Raw genomic sequence first — 19,324 nt, forward strand, 5'->3', positions numbered from 1 at the left:
GGCGTAACCGATCGCGGCGACTGACCTTTAGCGCCGCCTATCCCAGGAGGCTGCCGAAGAGCAGTCCGAGCAGATAGGTCGCGCCAGCGGCACCTAAACCGATGGCCAACTGCCGCAGCCCTCGGCTGAGCGGGGATGTCCCGGAGAGCAGACCGACGACGGCGCCGGTGCCCATCAGCACCAACGCCACCAGTACGCAGGCCAACGCAAGCGCAGAAACGCCGGTCATGCCGAACAGGAACGGCAGGATCGGCACGATGGCTCCGGAGGCGAAGAAACAGAAACTCGAAACGGCCGCGTTCCAGGCGGTGCCGACGCTTTCATGTTCGTCTGTTTCCGCGACGGTCTCCGGCTGCAGGGAGAGGCTGGGATCACAATCGCAGTCGGCCAGTCCCATTCGTTCCGCGACGCGGTGTTCTGCTGCCTCCCGCGACATGCCGCGCGCCAGGTAGACCAGAAGAAGTTCGTTGTGCTCGATGTCCAAGGACGCTGCCGCGGAAAGCGTGATTTGGGTGGGACGGGATGCGCTGAGAAGCTCACGCTGGGACTGCACGGAGATAAATTCCCCGGCGCCCATGGACAGCGCCCCCGCCAGCAGGCCGGCCACCCCGGTGAACAGGACCACAGGGCTGCCGACTCCCGACGCCGCCATGCCCATCACCAGGGAGAGGTTGCTGACCAGCCCGTCATTGGCGCCGAAGACGGCGGCGCGGAACGAGCCGGAGAGCCGATTGCGGCCACGCGTCGCCAAGCCCCGAACGACTTCTTCATGGATCTGCTCATCGGCGGCCATATTGGCGGTGGCGTCAGCATCCGTGCCGTAAGGAGAGCGCGATTCGGCACGCTGGGCCAAAGCCAAGACGAAAACTGACCCGAAGCGGCGGGCCAGCAGCCCCACCAGCCGGTTCCTCCGCGATGGTCGGCGCGGTGCTCCCGCGTGCTCGCCGAGGAGCTTCAGCCAGTGCTTTTCGTGACGGCCCTCGGCTTCTGCCAGGGCCAGCAGGATCTCTCGCTCCTCGCCCGTCCGGCGGCGTGCCAGATCGCGGTACACGGTGGACTCGGCGCGTTCGTCCGCTAAATACTGGCGCCAGCGTTTGATGTCCTGGGGCGTAGGGGTGCGTTCCGGCACGGCAAATCTCTCCTTGGGTCACCCAACTTTAGCGAAACCCGCAGGCGAATTCCGGCCGGTTACCCTGAGCCAAAAGTTTAGGTGGCCCGCAACGCCGGCCTGACCCGAAGTCCCGGCAGCACCTCACCAGTCCCTGAGGCTCACGTGATCGCCCCGGCAACGGAACCTTAGTGAATAGGTGCTTAAAAAAGGTTTCCGACGCGCAACATCTGTTGCCGTGCACGCTAAACTCTGGTAACCGTTACAGTCCACCCCTAGGCACTAAAGGTCAGTCATGAAAGCTCTCCCGGTAGAACCCAGTGCCGCCCCCTTGGCCATCGGGTCACGGATCCGCGCCGCGCGGCAAGGCCAGCGGATGACGATCGACCACGTTGCCAAGGCGACGGGTCTGACCAAGGGATTCCTCAGCAGGGTGGAACGGGATTTGACGTCGCCGAGCGTCTCTTCTCTGCTGACACTGTGCCAGGTCTTGTCCGTCTCGATCGGGGACCTGTTTGCCGTTCCCCTGACGCATCTGGTCAGGCGTGACGAGGGTCCCCGGATTTCGCTCGGCGGGGAAGGAATCGTGGAGCGGCTGCTGACTGCCCGCTCCGAGCGAAGGGTGCAGATCCTGCATGCGGAAATTGAACCGCACGGCAGCGGTGAGTCTGAGCTGTATGCGGTCGACTGCGACGTTGACGTGCTGCACATCATCCGTGGCAGTCTGACATTGATCATGACCAGTACCAGCTATGACCTCGAGGAGGGGGATACCTTGTCTTTTTCCGGTCGCGAACCGCACAGCTGGGTCAATCACACAGACCTGCCGGTCACTGCGCTCTTCGTCCTCGCCCCCGCCGCGTCCGGCAACTGATAAAGCGGCAACTGCACGCAAAACGCGATATGGGTGCCGTAAGTGCTACTCAGTTGGGCAGGGGCGGGACTGAATTGCCTCAGAAGTAACGTTCGATGCGTATCAGGCAACTTTCGATGTAGCATGGTGCACGGCAGGCGGTATCGCTGCCGATTATTTCCGGCACAGCAGTGTGTCCCCGAGTTTCGAAGATGAGGCATCCATGGAAGAACTGCGCATTGCGGCCAACGGCAATATCGGGCCCATCGACTCGTCCCGTATTCCCCGGTACGCCGGCGCCGCCACCTTTGCCCGGCTGCCCAGACTGGATCAGGTCGGGGCAGCGAGCGTCGCCGTCGTCGGCATCCCGTTCGACTCGGGCGTTTCCTACCGTCCGGGTGCGCGCTTCGGTGCAACCGCGGTCCGGGAGGCTTCCCGGCTGCTGCGCCCCTACAACCCGGCCATGGACATCTCACCCTTCGAGAATATTCAGGTCGCCGATGCCGGGGACATGGCCGTAAACCCCTTCAATATCAACGAGGCTATTGACACCATCCAGCAGGACGCGCTGGATCTGACGTCCGACGGCGCCAGGCTGGTTACGCTAGGCGGTGACCACACCGTGGCCTTGCCGTTGTTGCGCGCGGCCGCCGAGCGGGCGGGGCAGCCGGTGGCGCTGCTGCACTTCGATGCCCATTTGGACACCTGGGATACGTATTTCGGCGCGGAGTACACGCATGGGACGCCGTTTCGCCGTGCGGTGGAGGAGGGCCTGTTGGACACCGACGCAATCAGCCATGTCGGGACCCGCGGACCGTTGTACGGCAAGAAGGATCTCGAGGACGACCGGCGGTTTGGCTTTGGAATCCTTACCTCAGCCGACGTAATGCGTCAGGGCCTGGATGAGGTCATCCATAAACTCCGCGACCGGATCGGCACACGGCCGCTGTACGTCTCGGTCGATATCGACGTTCTGGATCCAGCCCATGCGCCGGGGACCGGGACGCCGGAAGCGGGGGGTCTGACCAGCCGGGAACTGTTGGAAATACTGCGCGGGCTGCGTGGCCTTGATCTGATCGGCGCCGACGTTGTGGAGGTGGCGCCGGCTTATGATCATGCGGAAATCACCGCGGTAGCCGCCAGCCACGTCGCGTACGATTTGATTTCCCTGATGAGTGACAACCTAGCCGGTGACAAGCTCGCCGGTGAGAAGCTGACGGCCCAACGCGGAACCAATAACAGCGCGTCAGCACCAGTAGGACAGGCAGCCAAATGACGCATCAGAACGCAGAGCATGCGACGGCAATGGCGCTGCGCAATGGCGGGGACCTGGTCGTTGAGACGTTGGCCGCGCTGGGCGCCAGAACTGTCTTCGGCATTCCCGGCCAGCACGCGTTGGGTCTGTTTGATGCGTTGAGTCGTTCCCCGCTGCATTTTGTCTCCTCCCGAGTGGAAAACAACGCGGCCTTTGCTGCGGATGGCTATTCGCGGGCCACTGGGGAGGTGGGCGTGCTGTTCCTTTCCACCGGTCCCGGGGCGTTGACCGCCCTGGCCGGCCTGCAGGAAGCCAACGCGACCGGTGTGCCGATGATCGTCGTCGCGAGCCAAATCCCGCTGGAGGGCCTGGGCGCGCGACGCAAGGGGATGCTGCATCAGCTCGATGACCAGAAGGCCTCCGCCGCGAACGTGACCAAGAGCCAGCGGCTGATTCAGCATGCCTCCGGGATTCCTTCCGCGATCCAGGATGCCTGGACGGAGGCGGTGTCCTCGCCGCAGGGACCTGTTTGGCTGGAAATCCCGCAAAACGTGCTGCTGGATAAGATCATGGTGCCGAAAGTGGAGGACGCGCTCGCCGAGCCGTTCGATAATCCGCCCCGCGTTGAACTCATTCGAGAGGCTGTCAGCTGGCTTTCCGTGGCACAACGTCCCGTGATCGTGGCGGGCGGCGGCACACGCCGTGGGAGGGCAGAGCCGTGGTTGCTCTCCATCGCGGAAAAATTGAACGCCCCGGTGGTCTGCTCACCAGGGGGCAACGGGGCTTTCCCCTGGAACCACGAGCTGTCCCTCCAGGCCTGGGTGGAGGACCGCCATGTCACCGAGGTCCTCGAGGACGCTGACGTGCTGATCGTGGTGGGATCCTCGCTCGGCGAAGTCACGTCCAACTACTTCACGCTGACGCCGCGGGGCCGGATCATCCAGATCGACGCCGAGCCGCGCGTGCTGGAATCCAACCGTCCGGCGCTGGGCATCAGGGCCGACGCCGGACAGGCCCTGCGGGCTCTTGACAGCGCCCTGGATGATGCCCTGGACAGCGCAGGGGGCAGTGCTGCGAACTGGCACGGCAAGACGCCGCAGGAGCTGGTGAAGGAGACGCTGGCCAAGGTCAAATCGCGCCTGGACGAGCAAGATCTGGGGTTGGAGCGGACCTTCCTGGCGGACATTCGTTCGGTGGTCCCCGATGATATGCAGACGTTTTGGGATATGACCATCGCGGCCTACTGGGGCTGGAGCTGCTGGGATGCGCGGGAAGGTGAATTCCACTCCGCGCAGGGGGCCGGGGGACTGGGCTATGGCTATCCGGCGGCGATTGGCGGTGCGCTGGGCCTGCAGTTTCAGGGCAAGAGGGATCGTGTGCTGGCGGTGTCCGGTGACGGCTCGTCGATGTACTCGATTGCCGAGCTGGCCACGGCCCGGCAGCACAATGCGCCAGTGACGTGGTTGATTGTCGACGACGGCGGCTACGGTATTCTGCGCGAATACATGGTCGACGCATTTGGCAAGGCCACGCACACTGAACTGGCCCGGCCGGATTTCGTGAAGTTGGCGGAATCGTTTGGTGTGCCGGCCCGGCGCGTCGCGCCGGAGGATGTCGGGGACGCGCTGAAGGCGGCCTTGGCCGGCGACGGGCCTAACGTCGTCGTCGTTGACACCCTGCTGAAAATGTTCGGTCCAACGCACCTGGGGATCTAAGGAGCGGTCTCAAGGAAGGCAATTAGCCGGGACTCCAGCCCGGAAGCGTCCTTCAGCTCGCATTCCCAAAGCACCAATACCTGCCAGTGAGTGGCTCGAAGTGTCTCTAGCTGGCGGGCATCGCGTTCCACCGTGCGGCGGCGCTTGTCCGCCCAGAATTCCATGTTGCTTTGGGGCGCATGCGGCGGACCAGCAGTTCCGGCTTGGTGTCCTTCCCCTTGATCCTCGACATATTCGCACTGCGCTGCGCCTTACTGATGCGCTCCGCCATGCCCATCCTCACCTGCCCTTGGCGACTGGAATACTGGCTTACTACACCCTTCGACGCTACCGCCCTGGGGGAATAAGACCGGGACCCCACCGGTTGAGTTTCGTAGATGCAAACGTATATGGTCTGCGGGACCGTGAGGAGCAATGCAATGCAGCATAAGTTGGTCGTCATCTCTGCCGGGCTATCGGTACCGTCCTCGACCCGGATGCTCGCCGATCAATTGTCCCATGCTACCGCCCGCCAGCTGGCGGAACTCGTTGGAAATGCTGAGATCATCGTTGTTGAGCTCCGTGATCTCGCCGTCGATATTGCGCAGAATTTCGTCACCGGCTTCGCCCCGCCCGCGCTGGCTGCCGCGCTCGCGCAGGTCACGGATGCGGACGGTTTGATTGCCGTCACACCGGTGTTCAGTGCCTCGTACAGCGGCCTCTTTAAATCGTTCTTCGACCTACTGGATTTAGAAGCCTTGGCAGGGATGCCGGTGATCATCGGCGCGACCGGCGGCAGCACGCGGCATTCCCTGGTGCTGGATTTCGCAATTCGTCCGTTGTTCAGCTACTTCCGTGCCCGGACCATGCCCACCGCCGTCTACGCGGCGCCGGATGACTGGGGCGCCGGGGATCCGCTTCTGGCGGGTGACATGGCCGCGGGTGGACTGGACGTCCGAGTGAACCGGGCGGCCAAGGAACTCGCCGCCGCGATGGCCGAAGGCTTCACAAGCCCGGCCTCAACTGTCACAGCGCACGGCGACGAACCTGTTGGCCCCGCGTCCAGCCGGAACGTTCAGCGGGCGCGGCGCGCGGCGGAATTGACCGAGTCGTTGCCGTTTGAGCAGCTGCTGGCGCAAATTTCGCCACGTTAGCGCCGGTCTTTCCCCTGATGCGGCTGGTGCGTTCATGTCCTGTCAGTAGTTGGCCTAGAAGTATCTGGTCCTGGCCCGCGGCACCGACGGCAGCGGGGCCAGCACATCCTGCAGGACGCGTAACGCCGTCTGATAGGTGTCCGGGTGGATTTCCGGACTCGCATGACCGGTATCGGCAATGTCATAGCGGAAGAAGTTGTTGGCCGGCAGCAGCCGGTGCCAACCGCGGATTGCAGCGGACGCGTTCACAATAAAATCATGCGGGTCATATAGTAGACCGATTCCCGTCGAAGCGGGGATGCCGCCGTCGTATTGTGCCGGAAAAGCCTTCAAAAATGTCGCTTGGGAGGTGTTCAGAATCAGGCTGTTCTGCTCGCCGTCAAAAGACGTTTGGACTCCTGATTTGGCAGCCGCGTACATGTCTTGTCCATTGGGATTACTCAGCCCGCTCCAGACCCCCCAGGCCAGCCTGCCTACCAGGCCCAGGTACGGCACCACTGCTCCGGCCAGCGAGATGTACTGCTTCCCTGGATCCTTGACGTCCGCGACGCTGCTCGGGCTGGAACCGAACACAATGAGCTTGACGTGCAGCCCGTTTTGCTCCAGCAGTGGTGCAAGGGCGACGGCGACCATCCCGCCAAAGCTGTCACCGTATAGATATACGGTATTGATATTGCGCACGTAAGCGTCCCTGGTGATCGCAATAAAGAGCTGAGCGACATCAATCCCGCGGTTCGAATAGCCGATATAGGATGCCTGAGCCCGCTCGTTCATGGCAGGTTGTAGGGCCTCCAATTTGCGCCGGGCCGTACCGTTGGAGACTTCAAAACCGCCCAGCAGGTACCACACCGCGCCGGGGAATTGGCTGGCCGCATTGGCGTTGGCGGGATTTTGCGGCGTGACGACCTTGAAGGAAAGGTTGTCAGTTATCAGGTAATTGGCTGCGATATTGGTACGGAAAGCGGTGACCGCCGCGGCGCCCGCCAGGGCCATCAATACCGAACGGCGGCGGAGCCCGGCCAGCTGGTGCGGCTGAATGCCCCTCGTCTGCCCGGGTTTGGGGGTCGATTTTGCCGGGTACTTTGCCATGAGGGATCACCTAGATTCTGCCACAACGCCGGTGCCGGAAATTCCGCGTGGCGTACGATGAGGGCGTGAATGGGCACTCCGGCGCCGCAGAGCAGGCGCCCACCGGGCAACGACAATGATGATTTTTGCCCAACTGAGACCGGGCCACACCTGACCGATCTCGATGTCCCACGCCGCCGTCGAGCCGTGGCCCTTCGCTGGGTGCCGCTGGTGCTTCCGGCGGGCTCTAACCTGGCGAATATCTTGCAGCGGCAGTGATGGATCTCTCAGGCAGGTACGGTCAGAGAGGGTTTCACGAGAGCCGGAAAGGGGTACCGGGCGAGTCGTTTTGGGTCGAATCCGCTGGTGTGGACCGGGTTATTGTGTATACTTATGCTAGTTGTTGTTGTGTTGCGCATTTTTGTAGTTCTAGCAACGGCCTTTGGGCCGATGCTTTTTTCGAAGAAGTGGCAAAGAACAAGTAACCGGGGGGCCCGAAAGTCGGGCGGATACTCCATCTTCTAAAGGAATAAATAAAATGGCAACAGGTACCGTCAAGTGGTTCAACTCCGAAAAAGGCTTTGGCTTCATCTCTCCGGATGATGGCAGCCAGGACGTCTTCGCACACTACTCCGCCATCAACTCCGGTGGATACCGCTCCCTCGAAGAGAACCAGAAGGTTTCCTTCGAAGTAGAGCAGGGCCCCAAGGGTCCGCAGGCGACCAACATCCAGTCTGTCTAGTCTTCTAAAAGCACGAAAGAGCAGGGCGGGTAACACCCGCCCTGCTCTTCTTTAACCCCTCCCCCCCGCTGAGTGGGTACTTCTGCCCCTTCAAAGGGCCGCTGAAGGGGCAGAAGTACCCACTCAGCGGATCAAGCGGGCGCTAGGCGATGGTGCTGAGCTGGCGCTCGGTGGCGTCCTGTTGGGTAGGGTCGGCCACCCCGGCCCGGCGACGGGCCATCCTGTTGTCGATGGCAGAGGCAGCGTTGGAAATGACAATATTCATTCCGATGTAGACCACGGTGATGATCAGATAGGTCTGCACCAGGTGACCTGTCGAGGCAACCAGGACCTTGCCGGATTGCTGCAGCTCACCATAGGAGACCACATAGCCCAAGGTGGTGTCCTTGAGTAGAATCACGATCTGCGCAACGAGGGCCGGGAGGACAATCCTCACAGCCTGTGGAAAAACCACCAGGCGGAAGGCCTGCACCGGGGTAAGGCCGAGGCTGAGGGCCGCCTCAGTCTGGCCCCTGGGGAGCGCGAGTATCCCGGCGCGGAAGACCTCGGCGATGGTTGCGCCCGAGCAGATACCGATGGGGATCACCAGTTTCCAGAAAACGTCTGGGTTGATTCCGTAGGGCGGCAGCGCGGAGACGAAGATGTAAATGATCAGCAGCAGGGGGACCGAGCGGAGCAGCTCGATCACCGCGGTGCAGGGCCAGCGCACCAGCTTGGTCTGGGACAGCCTCCCCACCGCGAGAACCAGTCCCATGGGCAGGGCAATGGCGCCGGCTCCCAATGCGGCCAGTGCGGTGTTCCCAAAGGCCTTTAACAGATACAACCAGGTGCTCGACTGCCGAAATTCTGCCCATTTGGACGGCGCGAGCTGGCCGCTTTGGTAAAACTGCGAATAGGCCAAAGCCAACAGACCCAGCGTCAGGAGAATGCTGGCGATGGTCAGGAGGGTAACCCGGCGCTGCGCTTTGGGCCCCACAGCATCGAAAAGGACCTGATCGGTGGTCATCGCAGGACCCGCAGCTTTGTTTCCAGCCTGGCGCCAATGGCGCCGGCGCCCAGCGCAATGACGGCGTAGATGACGGCAGCGACGAGGAAGGTCACCAGGCCAAGTGCCTCCCTGTTATTGATGTAGCTCACCTGCGCCGTCAGGTCCATTACGCCGACGACCCCGGCCAAGGAAGATGAGAGCAGGATCCCGATGAACAAAGTCACGATGGGTTGCACCATGGCTCGGGTGGCCTGTGGGAAAACAATCTCCCGGAGGACCCCGAAGAAGCCCAGCCCAATGGCGCGCCCTGCCTCCACCTGACCGGCCGGAATGGCATTAATGCCGGTGCGGAAGACCTCGCAGGCGAAAGAGGCACCGACCAGAATCATGGCAATCATGACCGACGGAAGGTAGTCAATGGTGATACCGATTTCCGGCAGCCCGTAAACGACCAGGATCAGCAGGGACACCAGCGGAACGTTACGGAATATTTCCACGAAGATCAGCCCAACGGCGCGCAGGTATGCCACCGGGCTGATCCGGAAGGTGGCGAGCACGACGCCCAGAATCATGGAGCCGAGGAATCCTGCCACGGTGAACTGGGCCGTTACCCACAGCCCCTCGCCGAATGTCCCCAGGTATTTACTGAGCAGAATGTCCATGCCGGATGCTAGCCCACGGTCGGCGGGGTGGGTGCAGCGGTGGTCCCCGTTTGCGCCCCGATGGTTGCCTTCCAGAGCTTGAGCCACGTTCCGTCCGCAATGATCTTTTTGAGCCAATCGTTCACAAACGCCTTGGCGTCGGTCCCCTTGGTCAGACCAATGCCGTAGTTATCCTTCGGCCCGAAGGGATCCCCGACGATTTTCACATCTTTATTGCCGACCAGGGCGTTCAGCAGCAGGGATTGGTCGATAACGTACGCATCCGCACGGCCCTGCTGCACGGCAGCCAGGCACTGCGCATTGTCCGGCAGTGCCAGCACCTTCGCGTCCGGGGCCTGATTGGCCAGCAGTGTCACGCCGGTGGAGGCAGCCTGGGTGGCGACCGTTTTGCCGGCGAGATCGGCCACCGATTTGATGTCCGTGGTTGTCGATTTAACCAGAATGCCGGCCTGGGACGAATAATAGGGCCCGGCGAAGTCAACCCGTGCGGCCCGTTTGTCCGTGATCGAATAGGTGGCGATGACCGTGTCCACCGACTTGTTCACCAAGAGGTCCTCGCGCGTATCAACCGTGACCTGGTCAAGCTTCGTCTTAGGTTCACCGATGATGTATTTGGCCAGCAGCTGTGAGAGCCCTGCGTCAAAACCCACAGCCTTCCCGGTAGTGGGATTGAGCAGGCTGAACAGCTGTGACGTCTCGGTGCCGCCGACATGCAGGACGCCGTTCTTCTTGATTTGGCTCGCCCATTGGTTGCCCGACACGGTTGCGTCGCTTGCCGTCGCACCGGCGCCGATAACGTCGTCGTAGCCGGCACCCGAACTGCTGGCAGCCGGCGTCCCGGGGGCCTCGGGGCTGCATCCCACCAGCCCCAGTATGAGCAGTCCGGCCACCGCAGCGGCTCCCACCCTGGTATTTTTTACCGATTTCATCTGATGACTCCTTTGGCAGCGATGTTCACCCGGAATGACTTATGAGCACAGCATAGTCACCTGCGGGCACCTAAGTCTCTGCTCCCGGCGTTGCCCGTAGCTGTCAGGCGCGGCCGCATGGGACGATAGGAAGCGATGAGACTGACGACGGGCCGTGGCGGCCAACGGGGACTTCCGATGCCGTTGTGGCTGCAGGGGGTGTTGGAATCTGCACAGGTAATCGTGTTTTCCGCGTTGCTGGTCCTGCTGCCGTTGGGCGGAGTCTGGTGGGCCGGCGGTTTTGGGGATAAGTCAGCCGATGCACTGGCCCGGCTCGCCGGCCAGATCTGGCTGGTGGTGCACGCCGTCCCACTGAACCTGTCCTTCAATGACGGGCCGAGTTCCGCATCCCTGCAGACCGGCACTTTGACGCTGATTCCGCTGGGCCTGACGGCGATCCCCCTATTGCTTTCCTGGCGGGCGGGCAGGCGGCTGGCGCGGGCGTCCTACACCGACCAGCTCTGGCAGGCGGTCTTGGGCGCGCTTGTCATCTATGGCGCAGCGGGCCTGGGAACGGCTTTTGTCTGCCGGACGCCCGAGGTGGCCGCCGATCTGGTCCCGGGAACGTTGATTCCGCTGATTCCGGTTGGTCTGGGACTGATTATCGGGGCACGGCGGGAGGCCCGGGCCTGGGGGCGGTTGATCGGGGTCGACGCGGCCGACTGGATTGCCGCTACCAGCCAGCACTCGCGCTGGGCGGGATCCTATGTCTGGGCTGCGCTACGCGCAGGATTCGTGGCGCTGCTGGGCGCACTTGTTCTCTCCACTGTGCTGTTGGTGGTCAATATCGTCTGGCACTGGTCTGACATCGTGACGGTCTATGAAGGACTCAAACCCGGCGTGGTGGGAGGGTCAGTGCTGACGATCCTCCAGCTCGGATTCCTGCCCAACCTGGCCGTCTGGGCCCTGGCCTGGGCCTCTGGCTCGGGCTTTGCCATAGGCGTCGGTTCCTCCGTTTCAGCGCTGGGCACCGCGGTCGCCCCGGTGCCTGCCATCCCGATTTTCGGTGCGCTCCCGACCGGACAGCTGTCCTGGGGCGTCGTAGCCATGGTGCTTCCGGTCCTGGCGGGTGCGCTGTCTGGTTGGTGGTTTCTGCGCGAAGGGGAGAACCACTTCGACGAATGGCTCTCCATTAAGCTCAAAACCCGCTGGTTCACGGCAACGGTCTCCACCCTCACGCTCGCAGCTGTGATCGGTATAGTCGCGGGCATTCTGGCAGGGGCTGCGGCGCTGCTGGCGCACGGATCCGCAGGGATTGGCCGGCTGACCGACATCGGTCCCGGCTTCCTCGCAACGGCGGTCGCGGTGGCGGTGGAAGTGGCCATCGGCGTCGTCGTCGGCTACGCTGCCGGGCCGTGGCTGGAGCGCGAACCAAGGCTGGAGCGCGAACCAAGGCCGGAGCGCGGGCCAAGGCCGGAGCGCGAACTGAGGCTGGAGCGCGAACCCGGGCTGGAGCGCGGGCCGGGCCCCAGCGCTGACGAATCCGTCCCCTAAGGTTGTAGGATGCGCATCGTAGTCCTCGTTTCCGGCACCGGCTCCAACCTCCAGGCCGTCATTGACGCCATCGGTGCGGGCCGGCTGCCGGTCGAAATCGCCGCGGTCGGCGCGGACCGGCCCGGTACGTTGGGTGTGGAGCGCTCGGCGGCCGCGGGCCTTGAAACCTTTGTCATCGACTTCAAAACTTTTTCCACCCGCGGTGAGTGGGACGCGGCGCTGCTTGCCGCCGTCGCCCGCTATGCACCGGATTACGTCGTTTCGTCCGGTTTTATGCGGATTGTGGCCGCGGACTTCATCGACGCGTTTCCCGGCCGCTATGTGAACACGCATCCGGCACTGCTGCCGGCGTTTCCCGGCGCGCACGGCGTCCGCGATGCGCTCGCTTATGGTGTGAAGGTCACGGGCTGCACGGTGCATTTTGCCGATGCCGGAGTGGATACCGGCCCGATCATCGCGCAGACTGCCGTGGCCGTACTGCCGGAGGACACCGAAGAATCACTGCACGAGCGGATCAAGCTGGCCGAACGCTCGCTGCTCATCCGGGTGCTCGCCGACCTCGCGGCCGCCCCTGGTCTTTGGTGCGGCAACAAGCAGGACGACGGCGGCAACCACCAGTAAGCCGGTGAGCCCCGAAGTTCAGCGGCACCGCTGACGGCAAAGTGCCCGGATCACGGAGCATCGATGGCCTGCTGCAGATGCCCGGCGTGCTTTGCCAGTAATCCGCTGGCCTGTTCGGGCGGCAGCCCGGTCATGATCACCAAAATGGCAGCCTTGACCGATCCGGCCACGGATTCCAGCACGGCCGCCGCGGTCACCGGATCCGTGCCGGTGGCTCGGACGACGGTCCGTTCACTGCGGGCGCGCAGTTTCTCGTTGGTGGCGCGCAGGTCAACCATGAGGTTGCGGTACGTCTTGCCCAGCCGGATCATGGTGATGGTGCTGATCATATTGAGCACCAGTTTCTGAACCGTGCCCGCTTTGAGCCGGGTGGAACCGGTGAGGAATTCCGGCCCCACCTCTATTTCCAGCGCTATTTCGGCTGCGCGTCCCAACGGGGACCCGGCATTGCAGGCCAGACCGACGGTGAAGGCTCCGGCGGCTGCAGCGGCCTGCACTGCCGCGATCACGTAGGGCGTACGTCCCGAGGCGGAGATGCCTATGACGCAGTCAAGACCGCAGATTTCCAGTGCGGCGATGTCCGCGGCCCCGGCTGCGGTGTCGTCCTCGGCATCCTCCACCGCTGCCCGGATGGCACGGCTTCCACCCGCGATGATGCCCACTACCTGCGACGGGTCGGTGCCGAACGTCGGAGGGCATTCGCTCGCGTCCAGAATGCCGATCCGGCCCGGCGTCCCGGCGCCGAGGTAAATGAGCCGGCCGCCGCGGGCCATTCGGGCGGCGATGGCATCGATGGAGCGGGCAATCGCCGCCGTCGAACCCGCAATGGCCGGCACCACCTTTGCATCCTCGCCGTTCATGGCTCTCACCAGCTCGGCGGTGCTCATGGCCGCCAGATCGTCGTGCTGGTCATTGGATGCTTCCGTCACCAGGCACTCCAGCTCGGCACGGAGTGCGGCTGACTTATGCGGATCGGTCATGTCTATTCCACCTAGGAGTCCGTTTGCGGGTAGCTGCCGGAAATTACCCCATCAGTAGCCGTGCCACCGCGCGTGCACTGACCCGGGATGAGCCAAAGCAGTTGATAGTGGGCAACGGAGAAGGGGTTTCGGCGCCGGCCGCCTGACGGCTGTCCGCAAGTCCGGCATTGATGCAGATGGCATCCGGTACCAGCCGGGCCAGGTCGGCCAGCGGGCCGCTCTGCGCGGGGTCCAGCAGCGCATCCACGAAGACTATGCACGGCTCACCGGGCCCGGTCGGGGGACCGGTGCGCATAGTCTCCTCGCGAAGCTGGTCCGCGGGAACCGCACGCACAGAGAGACCGTCGGCCAGGGCCACGGCAAAGAGGTTTTCGCCGGCTCCGGCGGCCATATTGTGACCGGTGCGCAGGTCGACGACGTCGACGGCGGTGGTGCCTGCCGGCAGCCGGGGTGCGGGGCCGGGTCCGGCCCAGGTGCACGCACGCATGGCGGCGTCCAGCCACTCCCCGGCCGTAGGTGCCGCGCTTACTGGCTCTGCTTGGACCTTTGCCGAACGGGCCGCAAACGCCGCAACCCGACCCGCCGCACGTTCCAGCACCGGGACGGGGAGGGTGCCGTCAACCGCGGCGGCCAAGAGGGCATCGAAGACTTCTGCATAGTCTTCCCTGGCCGCCCCAAATCCTGCGCCCTCAGCTCCGGCGCCCCTGCCGACACCCCTGGCGGCATCGTTGGCGGAGCTGCTGCTGTACGGATTGGCAGGGTTGCCGACGCAGAGCAGGTCCGCTCCCGCCAGCAGGGACAGTACGGCGCCCCGGCCCATCCCAACGGTGTTTTTGATGGCGGCCATGTCCAACGCGTCGGTGACCAGCAGGCCGGCAAAGCCCTGCCGTCGCAACAAGTCCCCGGCCGCAGGGTTCAGCGTGGCGGGAGCTTCGCCAAGCTCCGCAAGCACAATATGCGCGCTCATCATGGCCACGGCACCGGCCTGTGCAGCGGCAATAAACGGCGGCAGGTGGACCCGGGTGACGTCGTCGAGGGTCATCTCCAGCCTCGGCAACGACGTGTGCGAGTCGCCAACGGTGTCGCCATGCCCTGGGAAATGCTTGGCGCAGGCACCGATTCCGGTGGATTGGATGCCCCGGACCATGGCCGCGGTGTGCCTACTGACCAAATCGGTGTCGGCGCCAAACGAGCGCACCCCAATGACCGGATTTAGCGGGTTGGTGTTCACGTCCGCCACCGGCCCGATCACCAGGTTGACGCCCGCAGCCTTGCAGAGTGTCCCGATCGCGGTGCCGGCCGCCTCGGTGAGGGCAACGTCGTCGAGCTGGCCGAGCACCGCGGCGCCGGGTAGGTCCGAGCCGGTCCGGAACTGCAGCCGCGTGACGTTACCGCCCTCCTCGTCGGAGCCGATCACGGCCAGCGGATTGACGGCCCGGATCGCGGCCGAAAGCCCGGCCGGCTGTCCGGCGGCGCCGGGAAGGAAATTATGGCTGAAATAGACCACCCCTGCCAGCCCTTCGGTCAGCGCCTGCCGGAGCCAGGCAGGCACCGTGGTCCCGATGAACCCGGGCCAGATTACCCCGTTGACCAGGCGGCGAAGGGAGGCCACGTCAGCGGATGGCGCAGCGGCGGAAAGGTCTGTGGTCTCGGTCATACTGCAAGGCTACAGATCGTGGGGGCCTAAACTTGAGGTATCCCCTTCCTGGACGCGCCGCAGCGTCATCGACCATGTACTGGAGAAGAATCCGTGAGTAGCCCCCTTGACCCTGTACAGCTTGACCGGGTACCCCTCCGCCGGGCGCTGATTTCGGTGTATGACAAGACGGGGCTGGAGGAACTTGCAGCCGGCTTGCATGCGGCGGGCGTGCGTATTGTTTCCACCGGTTCAACGGCGGCGCGGATTGCCGCTGCGGACATCCCGGTGCAGGGCGTGGAAGAGGTGACCGGTTCACCGGAGATGCTCGACGGCCGCGTCAAGACGCTCCATCCGCGGATCCACGCCGGAATCCTCGCCGATCGCCGGCTGCCGGACCATGTTCAACAGCTCGCGGACCTGGACATCGACACCTTCGATCTCGTCGTCGTCAATCTTTATCCGTTTGCCGACACTGTCGCGTCCGGTGCGGCCAATGATGAGGTCGTCGAGCAGATCGACATTGGCGGCCCGTCCATGGTTCGAGCCGCGGCGAAGAACCATGCCTCGGTGGCCGTCGTGGTGGATCCGAAGAGCTACGCCGACGTCATCGCCGCGGCGCAGCAGGGTGGCTTCGATCTCGCCGGCCGCCGTCGGCTCGCCTCGCTGGCCTTCGCGCATACCGCGGCCTATGACAATGCGGTTGCCGCGTGGACAGCCAAGGAACTTAACGACGACGGCGAACACTGGCCCGCGTACGCCGGCGTCGCTTTGGAGCGATCCGAGGTGCTGCGCTACGGGGAGAACCCGCATCAGGCCGCGGCGTTGTACGTGGATAAAGCCGCGACGCCGGGGATCGCGCAGGCGGACCAGCTGCACGGCAAGCCGATGAGCTACAACAACTATGTGGATGCGGATGCCGCGCTGCGGACCGCCTTTGAATTCGAGGAACCCGCGGTGGCCGTGGTCAAGCACGCCAACCCCTGTGGCGTGGCAGTGGCCGATGCCGATGCCGCGGACCCGGTGGCACAGGCGCATGCCAAAGCCCACGCCTGCGATCCAAGCTCGGCCTACGGCGGCGTTATTGCCTCCAACCGGCCCATTACGCACGCGATGGCTGCCGGACTGAAGGGTGTGTTTACGGAGGTTATTATTGCGCCGTCCTTCGAGCCGGAGGCGCTGGAACGGCTGCAGAAGCGCGCTGATATCCGCCTGCTGACCCTGCCGGAGGGATACGCCCGCGCCGCGGTGGAATTCCGCCAGGTCTCCGGCGGCATGCTGATCCAGGCCACGGACCGAATGGATGCCCTGGGGGATGACCCGCGGAGCTGGACGCTGGTATCGGGTGCTGCAGCAGACGCCGGAACACTCGCTGACCTGTCGTTCGCCTGGAAGGCCCTGCGCGGAGTGAAGTCCAACGGGATTCTACTGGCCAACGATGGCGCCTCGGTGGGTGTGGGGATGGGCCAGGTGAACCGGGTGGATTCCTGCAGGCTCGCCGTGCAGCGGGCCAACACGCTGGCCGCTGCTGCCGACGGAACGGCCATTGAGCGGGCGCGCGGCGCCGTGGCCGCGTCGGACGCGTTTTTCCCCTTCGCCGACGGGCTGCAGATTTTGCTTGATGCAGGCGTACGCGCCGTCGTCCAGCCCGGCGGTTCGGTGCGCGACGAGGAAGTTATCGCAGCCGCCGAGGCCGCCGGTGTCACGATGTACCTGACCGGTTCCCGGCACTTCTTCCACTAGCCCTCGGGTAAGTTGGAGCTAAGAAACAAGGCAAGTTTCGTCGACAGTTAAAGCCTTTTGTCGACCTTACCCGTAGGAGACGTACGCACAAATGGCCAAGATTATCTATACCCACACCGACGAAGCGCCGATGCTGGCCACCTATTCGTTCCTGCCGATTGTCGAGGCCTATGCAGCGACGGCCGGTGTGGAAATCGAGACGCGCGATATTTCGCTCTCCGGGCGTATCATCTCCGTCTTCGGAGACTACCTCACCGAGGATCAGCGGACCCCCGACGCGCTGGCCGAATTGGGCCAGCTCGCAAAGAGCCCGGACGCGAACATCATTAAGCTGCCCAACATCAGTGCCTCCGTCCCGCAGTTGAAAGCCGCGGTGGCCGAGCTTCAGGGCCAAGGATATGATCTGCCGGACTACCCCGATGATCCCTCCACCGATGTGGAAAAGGACGTCCGGGCCCGCTACGACAGGATCAAGGGCTCAGCGGTTAACCCGGTACTGCGTGAAGGAAACTCCGACCGGCGCGCGCCGCTGTCGGTGAAGAACTATGCGCGCCAGCACCCGCACAGCATGGGGGCATGGTCCGCGGATTCGAAGACAAACGTTGCCCACATGGCTGCGGACGACTTCCGCTCGAATGAGAAGTCCGTGGTGATCCCGGCAAAGAGCAGCATCAAAATCCAGTTTGTTGCCGACGATGGCACTGCCACCGTGCTGAAGGACTTCTTTCCCGTCCTCGCCGGCGAGGTAGTTGACGGTACCGTGATGCGCGCGGCTGCCCTCGAGGAGTTTCTCACCGCACAGATTGCCCGTGCCCAGGAGGAGGGTGTGCTGTTCTCGGTCCATCTGAAGGCGACCATGATGAAGGTCTCCGACCCGATCATCTTCGGGCACGTCGTGAAGGCCTTCCTGCCCGCCCTGTTTGCCCGCTTTGGCGACCAGCTGGCAGCGGCCGGGCTGAGCCCCAACAACGGCCTGGCCTCCATCCTCAACGGCCTTGACGCACTCCCGGCGGACGTGCGCGAAGGTGTCAAGGCAGCCATTACGTCGTCATTGGCGGACGGACCGGCGCTGGCAATGGTTGATTCGGACAAGGGCATCACAAATCTGCATGCGCCCAGCGATGTCATTGTTGACGCCTCCATGCCCGCCATGATCCGTACCTCGGGAAAGATGTGGGGACCCGATGGCAACGCTGCGGATACCCTTGCCGTGATCCCGGACAGCTGCTATGCGGGCGTATACCAGGCGGTTATTGACGATTGCCGTGCCCACGGGGCCTTCGATCCGACCACCATGGGCACCGTCCCGAACGTCGGTTTGATGGCCCAGGCGGCCGAGGAATACGGCAGTCACGACAAGACCTTTGAGATCCAGGCCGCCGGTACCGTGCAGATCGTCGATGCCTCCGGCGCCGTACTGATCGAGCATCAGGTTTCCCGTGGCGACATCTGGCGCGCCTGCCAGACCAAGGACCTGCCGATCCGCGACTGGGTCAAGCTGGCGGTCACCCGTGCACGTGCCTCGCAGACTCCCGCGGTTTTCTGGCTGGACGAGGGCCGGGCCCATGATGCACAGCTGATCGCCAAGGTCACGGAGTATCTGCACGACCATGACACCGAGGGCCTGCAGATCGAGATCATGACACCGGAGGATGCCACTACCTTCACGTTGGGGCGGATCCGCAGGGGCGAGGACACGATTTCGGTCTCCGGCAACGTGCTGCGCGACTATCTGACCGATCTGTTCCCGATTCTTGAACTGGGCACCAGTGCCAAGATGCTTTCCATCGTTCCGCTGATCAATGGCGGCGGCCTGTTCGAAACCGGCGCCGGGGGATCGGCGCCTAAGCACGTCCAGCAGCTGCTGAAGGAAAACCATCTGCGCTGGGACAGCCTTGGCGAATTCCTGGCACTCGCCGTCAGCTTCGAGCACCTCGCCACCTCCACCGGCAATGCCCGTGCCCAGATTTTGGCGGACACGCTGGACCGCGCCACCGGAACCTTTTTGCTGGAGAATAAGTCTCCGGGCCGGAGGGTCGGGGAACTGGATAATCGTGGCAGCCACTTCTATCTGGCGCAGTACTGGGCGCAGGAACTCGCGCGGCAGGACGACGACGCCGAGCTGGCAGCCGCCTTCGCCGCGGTTGCCGAGGCCCTCACCTCCAATGAGGAAACCATTGTCGCGCAGCTGCTTGCCGTGCAGGGATCCCCGGTGGACCTTGCCGGCTACTACCGCCCCGATGTAGCAAGGGTTGCCGCGGTTATGCGGCCTTCTGCGAAGCTCAATGAGGTGTTGGCCGGCTTGCGCGTTTAGCTGCCGTTGCGCAGCTTCCGGCTCCCGCTACCCGGGCTGCCCGC

At 63.8% G+C, this 19,324-nt stretch carries 17 protein-coding genes; 9 read left to right on the forward strand and 8 right to left on the reverse strand.

Features of this window, described 5'->3' with window-relative positions; all coding sequences use genetic code 11:
• Positions 1-37: 37 nt before the first annotated feature.
• Complete coding sequence (locus OS914_RS08030) at positions 38-1,129, reverse strand: VIT1/CCC1 transporter family protein (RefSeq protein WP_267545539.1); 1,092 nt, start codon at positions 1,127-1,129, stop codon at positions 38-40.
• A gap of 274 nt (positions 1,130-1,403) precedes the next feature.
• On the opposite strand from OS914_RS08030, the gene OS914_RS08035 reads away from it, so the two are divergent.
• The 3 genes from OS914_RS08035 to OS914_RS08045 all read left to right on the forward strand — a co-directional run bounded on the left by OS914_RS08035 (position 1,404) and on the right by OS914_RS08045 (position 4,931).
• Positions 1,404-1,982, forward strand: coding sequence for a helix-turn-helix domain-containing protein (locus OS914_RS08035; protein ID WP_267545540.1), 579 nt, complete (start codon positions 1,404-1,406; stop codon positions 1,980-1,982).
• 202 nt (positions 1,983-2,184) lie between these two features.
• A complete protein-coding gene (gene speB, locus OS914_RS08040; RefSeq protein WP_267545541.1) occupies positions 2,185-3,237 on the forward strand; it encodes an agmatinase in 1,053 nt (350 codons plus the stop codon).
• Positions 3,234-4,931 carry a thiamine pyrophosphate-binding protein gene (locus OS914_RS08045; RefSeq protein ID WP_267545542.1) on the forward strand — a complete coding sequence of 566 codons (1,698 nt, stop codon included), beginning with the start codon at positions 3,234-3,236 and terminating at the stop codon, positions 4,929-4,931. The genes speB and OS914_RS08045 overlap by 4 nt, the downstream gene beginning before the upstream one ends.
• A 106-nt stretch (positions 4,932-5,037) precedes the next feature.
• Here the strand turns inward: OS914_RS08045 and OS914_RS18075 are convergent, their stop codons facing one another.
• The gene (locus tag OS914_RS18075) at positions 5,038-5,202 is read right to left on the reverse strand and encodes a hypothetical protein (RefSeq protein WP_324290633.1); all 165 of its coding nucleotides are present in this window, start codon (positions 5,200-5,202) and stop codon (positions 5,038-5,040) included.
• Between the two features lie 148 nt (positions 5,203-5,350).
• Here OS914_RS18075 and OS914_RS08055 point away from each other — a divergent pair, with 148 nt between their 5' ends.
• Positions 5,351-6,064 carry a CE1759 family FMN reductase gene (locus OS914_RS08055; RefSeq protein WP_267545543.1) on the forward strand — a complete coding sequence of 238 codons (714 nt, stop codon included), beginning with the start codon at positions 5,351-5,353 and terminating at the stop codon, positions 6,062-6,064.
• Positions 6,065-6,118: 54 nt separating this feature from the next.
• On the opposite strand, the gene OS914_RS08060 is transcribed toward OS914_RS08055, so the two are convergent.
• On the reverse strand, positions 6,119-7,153 hold the full coding sequence (locus tag OS914_RS08060) for a hypothetical protein (RefSeq protein WP_267545544.1): 1,035 nt from the start codon (positions 7,151-7,153) through the stop codon (positions 6,119-6,121).
• A 517-nt stretch (positions 7,154-7,670) separates the two neighbouring features.
• On the opposite strand from OS914_RS08060, the gene cspE reads away from it, so the two are divergent.
• Positions 7,671-7,874 carry a transcription antiterminator/RNA stability regulator CspE gene (gene cspE, locus OS914_RS08065; RefSeq protein WP_196396675.1) on the forward strand — a complete coding sequence of 68 codons (204 nt, stop codon included), beginning with the start codon at positions 7,671-7,673 and terminating at the stop codon, positions 7,872-7,874.
• Positions 7,875-8,016: 142 nt separating this feature from the next.
• On the opposite strand, the gene OS914_RS08070 is transcribed toward cspE, so the two are convergent.
• Genes OS914_RS08070 through OS914_RS08080 form a run of 3 tightly spaced genes read right to left on the reverse strand, consistent with a single transcriptional unit; the run spans position 8,017 to position 10,453 of the window.
• Complete coding sequence (locus OS914_RS08070) at positions 8,017-8,880, reverse strand: amino acid ABC transporter permease (RefSeq protein WP_267545545.1); 864 nt, start codon at positions 8,878-8,880, stop codon at positions 8,017-8,019.
• Positions 8,877-9,524, reverse strand: coding sequence for an amino acid ABC transporter permease (locus tag OS914_RS08075; protein WP_267545546.1), 648 nt, complete (start codon positions 9,522-9,524; stop codon positions 8,877-8,879). Before OS914_RS08075 ends, OS914_RS08070 begins: the two co-directional genes overlap by 4 nt.
• A gap of 8 nt (positions 9,525-9,532) precedes the next feature.
• A complete protein-coding gene (locus tag OS914_RS08080; RefSeq protein ID WP_267545547.1) occupies positions 9,533-10,453 on the reverse strand; it encodes a glutamate ABC transporter substrate-binding protein in 921 nt (306 codons plus the stop codon).
• Positions 10,454-10,588: 135 nt separating this feature from the next.
• Between OS914_RS08080 and OS914_RS08085 the strand changes: the two genes are divergently transcribed.
• Together OS914_RS08085 and purN are read left to right on the forward strand one after the other, a co-directional pair.
• Complete coding sequence (locus tag OS914_RS08085) at positions 10,589-11,986, forward strand: cell division protein PerM (protein ID WP_267545548.1); 1,398 nt, start codon at positions 10,589-10,591, stop codon at positions 11,984-11,986.
• A gap of 9 nt (positions 11,987-11,995) precedes the next feature.
• On the forward strand, positions 11,996-12,607 hold the full coding sequence (purN, locus tag OS914_RS08090) for a phosphoribosylglycinamide formyltransferase (RefSeq protein WP_267545549.1): 612 nt from the start codon (positions 11,996-11,998) through the stop codon (positions 12,605-12,607).
• A 50-nt stretch (positions 12,608-12,657) separates the two neighbouring features.
• Here the strand turns inward: purN and murQ are convergent, their stop codons facing one another.
• Positions 12,658-13,587 carry an N-acetylmuramic acid 6-phosphate etherase gene (gene murQ / locus OS914_RS08095; RefSeq protein WP_267545550.1) on the reverse strand — a complete coding sequence of 310 codons (930 nt, stop codon included), beginning with the start codon at positions 13,585-13,587 and terminating at the stop codon, positions 12,658-12,660.
• A gap of 43 nt (positions 13,588-13,630) precedes the next feature.
• Positions 13,631-15,244, reverse strand: a complete 1,614-nt coding sequence (locus tag OS914_RS08100) for a glycoside hydrolase family 3 N-terminal domain-containing protein (protein ID WP_267545551.1) — start codon at positions 15,242-15,244, stop codon at positions 13,631-13,633.
• 93 nt (positions 15,245-15,337) lie between these two features.
• Here OS914_RS08100 and purH point away from each other — a divergent pair, with 93 nt between their 5' ends.
• Both purH and OS914_RS08110 read left to right on the forward strand, forming a co-directional pair.
• Positions 15,338-16,966 (forward strand): bifunctional phosphoribosylaminoimidazolecarboxamide formyltransferase/IMP cyclohydrolase, encoded by a 1,629-nt coding sequence (purH, locus tag OS914_RS08105; RefSeq protein WP_267545552.1) that lies wholly within the window; start codon positions 15,338-15,340, stop codon positions 16,964-16,966.
• 91 nt (positions 16,967-17,057) lie between these two features.
• Positions 17,058-19,280 carry an NADP-dependent isocitrate dehydrogenase gene (locus tag OS914_RS08110; RefSeq protein ID WP_267545553.1) on the forward strand — a complete coding sequence of 741 codons (2,223 nt, stop codon included), beginning with the start codon at positions 17,058-17,060 and terminating at the stop codon, positions 19,278-19,280.
• The last annotated feature ends 44 nt before the right edge of the window (positions 19,281-19,324 follow it).

The sequence above is a fragment of the Arthrobacter endolithicus genome, assembly GCF_026627425.1.
Taxonomy (GTDB): Bacteria; Actinomycetota; Actinomycetes; order Actinomycetales; family Micrococcaceae; genus Arthrobacter_M.